Annotated in this window: 6 protein-coding genes and 1 riboswitch; of the genes, 4 read left to right on the forward strand and 2 right to left on the reverse strand. The window is 64.1% G+C overall.

What is annotated here, in order from left to right; translation table 11 throughout:
• Positions 1-106: 106 nt before the first annotated feature.
• Positions 107-2,887 carry a DUF349 domain-containing protein gene (locus AC04MI_RS09395; RefSeq protein WP_476497678.1) on the reverse strand — a complete coding sequence of 927 codons (2,781 nt, stop codon included), beginning with the start codon at positions 2,885-2,887 and terminating at the stop codon, positions 107-109.
• Between the two features lie 951 nt (positions 2,888-3,838).
• On the opposite strand from AC04MI_RS09395, the gene AC04MI_RS09400 reads away from it, so the two are divergent.
• From AC04MI_RS09400 to AC04MI_RS09415, 4 genes are all read left to right on the forward strand, one after another.
• Entirely contained in the window at positions 3,839-4,684 is an 846-nt protein-coding gene (locus AC04MI_RS09400; RefSeq protein ID WP_436078501.1) for a lytic transglycosylase domain-containing protein, read from the forward strand.
• Between the two features lie 84 nt (positions 4,685-4,768).
• A riboswitch (ZMP/ZTP riboswitch) is annotated at positions 4,769-4,922 on the forward strand.
• Positions 4,923-4,957: 35 nt separating this feature from the next.
• Complete coding sequence (gene glyA / locus AC04MI_RS09405; RefSeq protein ID WP_056067170.1) at positions 4,958-6,202, forward strand: serine hydroxymethyltransferase; 1,245 nt, start codon at positions 4,958-4,960, stop codon at positions 6,200-6,202.
• Positions 6,203-6,226: 24 nt separating this feature from the next.
• The gene (gene nrdR, locus AC04MI_RS09410; protein WP_015013541.1) at positions 6,227-6,676 is read left to right on the forward strand and encodes a transcriptional regulator NrdR; all 450 of its coding nucleotides are present in this window, start codon (positions 6,227-6,229) and stop codon (positions 6,674-6,676) included.
• A 270-nt stretch (positions 6,677-6,946) separates the two neighbouring features.
• A complete protein-coding gene (locus AC04MI_RS09415; RefSeq protein WP_436078500.1) occupies positions 6,947-7,849 on the forward strand; it encodes a DMT family transporter in 903 nt (300 codons plus the stop codon).
• Between the two features lie 48 nt (positions 7,850-7,897).
• On the opposite strand, the gene AC04MI_RS09420 is transcribed toward AC04MI_RS09415, so the two are convergent.
• On the reverse strand, positions 7,898-8,464 hold a 567-nt coding region (locus AC04MI_RS09420; protein WP_476497680.1), incomplete at its 5' end, for a 5'-nucleotidase C-terminal domain-containing protein.

Raw genomic sequence — 8,464 nt, forward strand, 5'->3', positions numbered from 1 at the left:
AAACCATCAAAGCAAAGAAAAAAACGAGACCGCCAGCGGTCTCGTTTTTCGTTCTGTCTGCTGCCCTGAGGGTACACGCGCCGCGGCGCGCGCCCCAGCCCTTCAACTACTTGCGCAGCAGCGTCTTGAGCACGTTCTGCAAACGGCGTGCGTTCGCCGCATCGCTATTGCTCGCCAGCACGCGCGCCACATCCTGACCCCAGGTCTGGGTGGGCGCAGGGTCGTTGCGGCGCGTCAGCAACTGCAGTTGCAACATGCGCCGCGCAGCAATGTGCTCGGCAGGCGTTGGGGCCTCGGCCGCCATTTCGAGGCGCAGCAGCGCTTCTGCCGCATCGCCCTTGGGCGCAGCCGACAATGCCTGTGTCCAGGCACTGCGCACCGATGCCGTCACACCCGAACCCAGATCTTGCGTGCCGGGGACCAGCGCTGCATCGCGCTTTTCCCATGCGGTCAACAGCTGGGTCAAGGCTTCGCCGTGGGCCTGTGCGGCCAACTTCTTCAGAGCCAGCTGTGCGTGCTCCATCGCCTCGCGCTGAGCACGGAATGCCGTGTCCCCCAAGCGAGGGCCACGGTCCTCGAAGGCTGGACGATCACCAAAACGGCCTCCCCGGTCAGCGCGATCGCCCATGCGGCCATCACTGCGTGGGCCGCGGGCACCGTCACGGTCGCCAGGACGACCATCGCGGCGGTCACCCGGTCGCGCACCACGGCCGGGGGCCACCGGAGCGTCTTTCTTCATGCCAGGGCGGTCATCCCCACGCACCGCCACAACAGGTCGTGCAGCAGGCTTGGGGGCTGCGGGTGCTGGCGCGGGCGCGGCTGCAGCGGTGTCACCACCTTCCGCAGCCTCGGCAGAGGCCTCCGCTCCAATTTCAGTAGCAGCTGGAGCAGCAGGAGCAGCATTTGCCTGCGCTTCAGCATGCGACTGGGCATCCTTGTTGGCCGTGGCGACCGCTTCAGCCGCCTGGGCCTGGCCGCGCAATGCAGCCTCCAGCGCCTGCATCGCAGCACGGATCTGCTGCGCATCACCCGTGGCGTTGGCAGCCTCCAGGGCCTTGGAGGCGTCCAGAACGACGCGGTCTCGCGCACTCAGTTCGGTGACAGCACGGTCACGATCCGCCGACTTGCGGTTGAACGCTTCATCAATGGGCTTGCGGAACGCGTCCCACAGCTTTTGCTCATGCTTGCGGTCCAGCGGCACGGTCTGTGCCTCAGCCTGCCAGCGCTGTTGTAACGCCTTGACGGCATCGATGCGCAAAGCGGGTGCCGCGCCCAAGGCTGTGGCCTCGTCGATCATCGCGTGGCGACGCGCCAGACTTTCCTTCTGTGCAGCCTCCAGGGGGGCAGCGGCCAGGGCAATGGCCTGTTTCCACAGGGGCTGCAGCTCTGCAAAAATCTTCTCGCCCACATGCCCGCCTTCGCGCCAGCGGTCGCCGAACTGATACAGCGAGCGGTTGATGGCCTTCCAGTCGCCCGATGCAGCGTGTTCTTGCGCCCAGGCCTTGACCTCCTCGATCAGCGCCAGGCGCTGAGCCTTGTGCTCGGCCGCTTCAGCGCGGATCTTGTCCAGCCAGGCCTCGACCACCTTGTGCGCCGCGTTGCAGGCTTCATCAAATTTCTTCCACAGGGCGTGGTTAGGCGCACCACCCTGGTCTGCCTGCTTCCACTGGTCTCGCAGATTGCGCAGGGTCTCCTGCATCTTGCGGCCACCCAGGGCCTGGCCCTCGGGGCGGTTGAGCAGCGCTTCGGCCTTGGCCACCAGGTCTTCACGCACCTGGTCGGCACTCCAGCGTTGCCAGCCTTCCAGCTCACCGGCAGCCACCAGCGCCGTGTGCACCTGCTGCTCCAGGGCATTGTCAATGTGTTTGCCATGCACCTTGAGCACGGCGCGCAGCGCAGCCGCTGCGCCAGCGCTGGCCTTGCCATGGCCTTCAGCGGTTTCTTTTTCGAGCGTCGCCAGCGCATCGCGCACCAGTTGGTGCGCCTTTTCGATCACCTCTGGCGCCACCTTGGGTTTGGCGACGCGGGCTGGCTTGCCGGCCGCTGCTGAAGCAGCCGCAGCGGCGGCGGCCTCCGTGGGTAGGCCACGGGCAGCGCGCAATTCGTCCGCCCACACCGGCACGGGAGGCAGGGGCGCGGAGACATCTTCTGCCGCTGCAGCCGCCTGGGCGACTGCAGGCTGAAAAGCCTCCCACACCACCAGCAACTGGGTGCGAGAGGCATCCAGCAAAGGGGGGAACCGCGCTTCGACGCTCGCCCAGCTCGCATCACCCGTAAGCTCCTGGGCCTGCTCCTGCCAGCGCGCGACATCGGCGCGCAGCAGCTCCAGCGCAGCATGGGCATCACGCCAGGGTTTGGTGGAGAGCACTTCAATGCGCTGCGCCAGCAGCACAGCGGCCTCGCGCTGCACCTGCACGCGGTGCTGCAGGTCTTCAATGACCTTCACACGGTCCGCCAGCTGCACCTTGAGCAGCGACAGCGGCTCGCGCGACAGAGGCGCACCCGCCTTGGCGGCATCCCGCTGCCAGGCCAGGGCATCTGCAATATTGAGCTTGGGGGCCGCCAGCAGTGCCTGGGCCTTGTCCGCCCATTCGGCCGCAATAGCCTCTTGCCCCTTGGCACGGCGGATTTCGTCCAGCCGTTCGCGCACGGCGCGGGCTGCGCCCTTGTCACGTCCGCTCAACTCCTTGAACACCTCCTGCAGCTGCTCAGGCGCTGGCTGCGTGGCCAGCCAGTCACGGATGCGGGAAGCGCGCTCACCCGACGTAGCGGCAGAAAAAGCGCCGCCGGTCAGCGCATCGAGCGGGTGCGGCTCGTGGGTTTTGGCCGGGGCCGGATTCACTTCAGGTGCGTCGGACATTTTGCTGCGGGAAAAAAATGGAAACATGGATCCAATGGATTACGAAGGCATCCCTGGCGCAGGGCCTGGGGCAGTGCCCGAGCGACCGCACCATGCGCACGCCAGGGCAACAAAAGGGCTATTTTCACCGGATTGGGCCAACAAGCCGTGGCGGGGAGTATCGTCCACACCAGCCAGGTGATCTGGCACAAGGCTCTGCGAGGCAGGCCGCCCCGCTGATGGACCTCTGCGAGAACGCCGCGCGACACTCCGGGCGAAGGGTCGCCGCTCTAGGGAACAGCCCCCATTATCTATATATAAGACAGCGCCGCCCACCCACAAGGCGAAGCACCAATAAGAAAGCCCGACGAGCAGTGCCTGAAGGGCCTGCCCGCCGGGCTTGACGGCTGACACAACGGTCTTTGCCATCGGTCGCGATGCGGAGAGAAAGGTCCGCATGGCGAGGAGGCAAGGTATTGCCTCCAGGGGTTGCCATGGAAGCGGCATCTGCTGCACCTTGGCACTGAATGCCCTCGGAGGGAGACTTCGCTTCGTCTGGCGATGCCTGAAATCTACAGGCGCCTCCACCTTATCAAACTCACTCGGCCAACTCAAATCGGATTCTCAATGGCGGAGAAAAGCCCGATTGAATTTGACATGGAGATGTCAGCCGCCACCGGGCCACCCACAGCGCTGAACAGCCCCTCAACCCACAAAAACTGTGATTTTTCACATGTTTTTCATAATTTTTATGTCTTAAAAATAGTTTTGTTAGTATTGACTATGCATTTAGTGAGCTTCTAGAATCCGCCAGCCCCAAAAACAGGGCTAGTACAAACCCCAATCGCTGCCGAACCCGGCTAAGTCAACCCAGGGCGCCAAGCACTCCACAGACGTGCAGCCCGGACTTGATGGCGTACCAATCCAGGCGATCTGCCAGCAAAGCACAGTCCACTGCGACTGCTCCGCTCCACTGGCCCGCCTCAGAAAGGAAGAGCTATGACAGCGTCAGGAAAAATAGTCTCCGGCGTGCGAACCTTCGCGGCCGACGTGACCGAAGGTTTTCTTGAAATCACCCACAACAGCTTCGCCCTTATCGGCTTGGCCGTTGCCTTTGTCGTCATTGCCCTCACTGCACGGCCCGATCTGCGCCAGGCTGGTGAAGAGCAATTGATGAACTGGCTGCAAGCCCGTCAGGTTGAAATGCTGGGCATGCCCATCGAACCGGAAGCCAGCGAGCGCGCTACGGCGGTGAACCCCAAGGATCTGCCCAAAGAGCAGGCAGCCGTGGCCTTCTGGCTCAGCAAAAAGTACCGCGTGGCGCCTGAGCCCCTGAGCGCTCTGGTGGCCGAGGCCTACGAGATTGGCACCCGCGCAAAGATCGATCCCACCCTGATCCTGGCCATCATGGCCATTGAGTCGAGCTTCAACCCATTTGCCGAAAGCGCCGTGGGCGCACAGGGGCTCATGCAGGTGATGACCCGCGTGCACACTGACAAGTACCAGAACTTCGGCGGTCACTTTGCAGCCTTTGACCCGGTGAGCAACCTGCGGGTCGGTGTGAAGGTGCTGCAGGAATGCATCGCTCGCGCTGGCTCGCTCGAAGGCGGCCTGCGCTTTTATGTGGGTGCAGGCAACATGGCCGACGACGGAGGCTATGCCGCCAAGGTGATGGCGGAACATTTACGCCTGCGCCAGGTGGCCGGCGGTCGCGCAGTGCCTTTCAATCCTCCGCCCTCCTTGTCTACCCAGGCTCCTGTGCAGAGCATCCCCGCAGCGGTACCCCGCACCACAGCCCCTGCAGCAGTCAGCGACAAGGTGGCTTTGCTGACACCTAGCCTGTAACCCTGCAGGCTCCCGGCACCCAGGCAACAACCCTGGCGCCCAGCGGTTCGGACGGTGCGGCACTGGCGCCGTGTCGGCTACACTAACGGGGTACGCGACTGGCGATAGGCGCAACATCCTGCCACTGGATGTTGCCGCTGACGTGGAAACCAGCAAGAACCTACTTCTTGTGAACCACTGGGAAGCGTGCCGCAGGGGCCCTGCCCCATGCGTTCAGCCGTTCGCCTGGGCAGCCCTTGTTTCAAGGGACACAAGTTCATAGGACTGCCAATCATGTACGACCGCAAAATTCTTGTCGAACAAACCGACCCCGAGCTGTTTGCTGCCATCCAGGCGGAGAACGCGCGCCAAGAGCACCACATCGAGCTGATCGCCAGCGAGAACTACGCCTCCCCCGCCGTGATGTGGGCCCAGGGCACCCAGCTGACCAACAAATACGCAGAAGGCTACCCAGGCAAGCGCTACTACGGTGGCTGCGAGCATGTGGACGTGGCCGAGCAACTGGCCATCGACCGGGTCAAGCAGCTGTTCGGCGCAGAAGCCGCCAACGTGCAGCCCCACTGCGGCGCATCGGCCAACGAGGCCGTGTTCCTGGCCTTCTTGAAGCCCGGCGACACCATCATGGGCATGAGCCTGGCCGAAGGCGGCCACCTTACACATGGCATGCCGCTGAACATGTCGGGCAAGTGGTTCAACGTGGTGTCCTATGGCCTGGATGCCAACGAAGCCATCGACTACGAAGCGATGGAGAAAAAGGCGCACGAGACCAAGCCCAAGCTGATCATCGCCGGTGCCTCGGCCTACAGCCTGCACATTGACTTCGCACGTTTTGCCAAGGTGGCCAAGGACGTGGGCGCGATCTTCATGGTGGATATGGCCCACTACGCCGGCCTGATTGCCGCCGGTGTGTACCCCAACCCCGTGCCCCACGCCGACGTGGTCACATCCACTACGCACAAGAGCCTGCGCGGCCCCCGTGGCGGCATCATCCTGATGAAGGCACAGCACGAGAAGGCCATCAATAGCGCCATCTTCCCCGGCCTGCAAGGCGGCCCGCTGATGCACGTGATTGCTGCCAAGGCCGTAGCCTTCAAGGAAGCGCTGCAGCCCGAGTTCAAGGCCTACCAGGAGCAAGTGGCCAAGAACGCCAAGGTCGTGGCTGAGACGCTGACCGCACGCGGCCTGCGCATCGTGTCCGGCGGCACGCAAAGCCACGTGATGCTGGTGGACCTGCGCGCCAAGGGCATTACCGGCAAGGAAGCCGAGGCCGTGCTGGGCGCCGCCCACATGACCATCAACAAGAACGCGATCCCCAACGATCCTGAAAAGCCGATGGTGACCAGCGGCGTGCGCATTGGCACCCCCGCCATGACCACGCGTGGCTTCAAGGAAGAAGAAGCCCGCATCACGGCCAACCTGATTGCCGATGTGCTGGACAACCCCCGCGACGAAGCCAACATCGCTGCCGTGCGTGCCAAGGTCAACGCCCTGACCGCTCGTTTCCCGGTCTACCGTTAAGCAACAAGCCGGTCCTCAGCGCCCATGAAGTGCCCCTTCTGCAGCCACCTCGAAACGCAAGTTGTTGAAACGCGGGTGTCTGAGGATGGGGTCTTCATCCGCCGCCGCCGCCAGTGCGGCGCGTGCGACAAGCGCTTCACCACCTACGAGCGGCCGGAAGTGAACTTCCCGGCCATCGTCAAAAAAGACGGCCGGCGCATTGAATACGACCGCAGCAAGCTGCTGGGCTCTTTCAACCTGGCGTTGCGCAAGCGCCCGGTCAGCACCGACCAGATCGACAGCGCCATCGAGCGCATCGAAGAAAAGCTGCTCAACCTGGGCCAGCGCGAAGTGATCTCCAGCCGCATTGGCGAGCTGGTGATGCGCGAGCTCAAGAAGCTCGACAAGGTGGCTTACATCCGCTTTGCCAGCGTGTACCGCAGCTTTGAAGACATCGACGACTTTCGCGCCATGGTGGATGAGGTGCGCAAGTAGCCACGCCCCCCAGGGTGGCCGTCACGCGGATGACCGCCCCTTTGCAGCCCCCGCCCCTGCTACCTCGTCTGGCCAATGCAGAGCGCGGCACCGTTGGCATACATTGCGCACTCCCAAGTTCTGCCATGGCCCCTGCGCATGTCGCGCAAGCTACTGTGCAATTGCTACTAATTTGATAGCTATCGCAGCATGATGGACTAGCGCTTCAAGCAGTTTTTGCATCAAAACTGCCATCCCACACTCCGGCAAGCACTGCGCAGGTGCCTGACAATGCGCGCGGTGAAAACCCGCCATTTCCTGCAGCTGGTGCTGCTGTCTGCCCTGTGGGGCGCTTCCTTTTTGTTCATCCGCATCGCCAGCCCGGTACTGGGTCCGAATGTGATGGCCGCGCTGCGCATTGGGCTGGCCACTCTCACGCTGATCGGCATCATGCGCTGGGTGGGTGAGCCCTGGCCCTGGCGCCACTGGCGGGAGCTGCTGGGGCTGGGTGTGCTGACGGTGGCAGTGCCTTTTCTGCTGTACGCCTGGGCGGCCCTGCACCTGCCTGCGGGCTACAGCTCTCTGCTCAACACCATGGCCGTGCCGTTTGGCGTGATCGCCGCCGCCTGGATGAAGGAAGACACGCTGAGCACGCGCAAATGGGCGGGCTGCCTCTGCGGCTTTGCAGGGGTCGCGCTGATCGTGAAGCTGGGGCCTGTGGCGCCCACCTCGGCGGTACTGCTTGCGGCAGGCGCGTGCGTGACCGCTGCGGCGTGCTACGGCCTGTCTCTCACCTGGATGAAGCGGGCGACCACCCGCATGTCACCGCTGTCGATCGCGGCCGGCATCCACGCCGCTGCCCTGGTGCTGCTGCTGCCCGGGGCGGCCTGGACATTGCCCACCGCACGTTTCACTCCCGAGGCGCTGGCTGCCGTGGCCGTGATGGGCATCGTGACCTCGGGGCTCGCCTACTGGCTCAACCTGCGGGTCCTCAAACATGTCTCGCCCGTGGCCGCCATGAGTTCCGCCTTCATGATCCCGCTGTTCGGCGTGGCCTGGGGCCATATCTTTCTGGGCGAGGCACTGGGGCCGGGCATGCTCTGGGGCGGCGCGCTGGTGCTGGTGGCGACCGGGCTGGTCACCGGCTTCAACCCGCTGCAATGGCTGGGTGCGCTGCGCCGCACAGACGACTAAGCGGCGGACTCCCCCAAGGCAGCGTGCACCCAACGCCTTTGGTGCTCCTCAGCGCGCGGCAGGCGCAACGCGGGTGATGCGGTGGGTAGCGGGTGGTGCCACCGGGCTCTGCAGCCGGAAGTACGCCTCCAGCGCATCTAGGTCCAGCTCACCCACGCGCCGGTCCTGGCCTTGCGTCAGCACCGTGAAGTTGTCACCACCGCTGTCCAGAAAGCTGCTCATCACCACACGCACGGACTGCATGTCTGTCACCGGCGCACCATTCAGCACCATGTGGCTAATGCGCGCCCCGGCGGGCTGGCTCAGGTCGTAGCGGTAACTGAACCCGCTGGACACCGACAACACCCGGGGCCGCTGCACCGTGTTGCCCCCGCTGGCGAACTGCTGCTCCAGCACCGCGCGGATCTGCGCACCCGTGAAGGTCTTGATCACCAGCTGGTTGCCAAAAGGCTGCACCGCATACAGCTGGCCGTAACGCACCAGCCCTTGCTCATCCGGCACCAGGTCAGCGCGCAGGCCGCCCGGGTTCATGAAGGACAGCTGCGCACCACCATCCGCAGGTGCTCGTGTAGCCAGCAGCTGGGCGTCCGCCACCAGATTGCCCAGCACGCTCTC

Source organism: Acidovorax sp. LjRoot204, assembly GCF_056175785.1.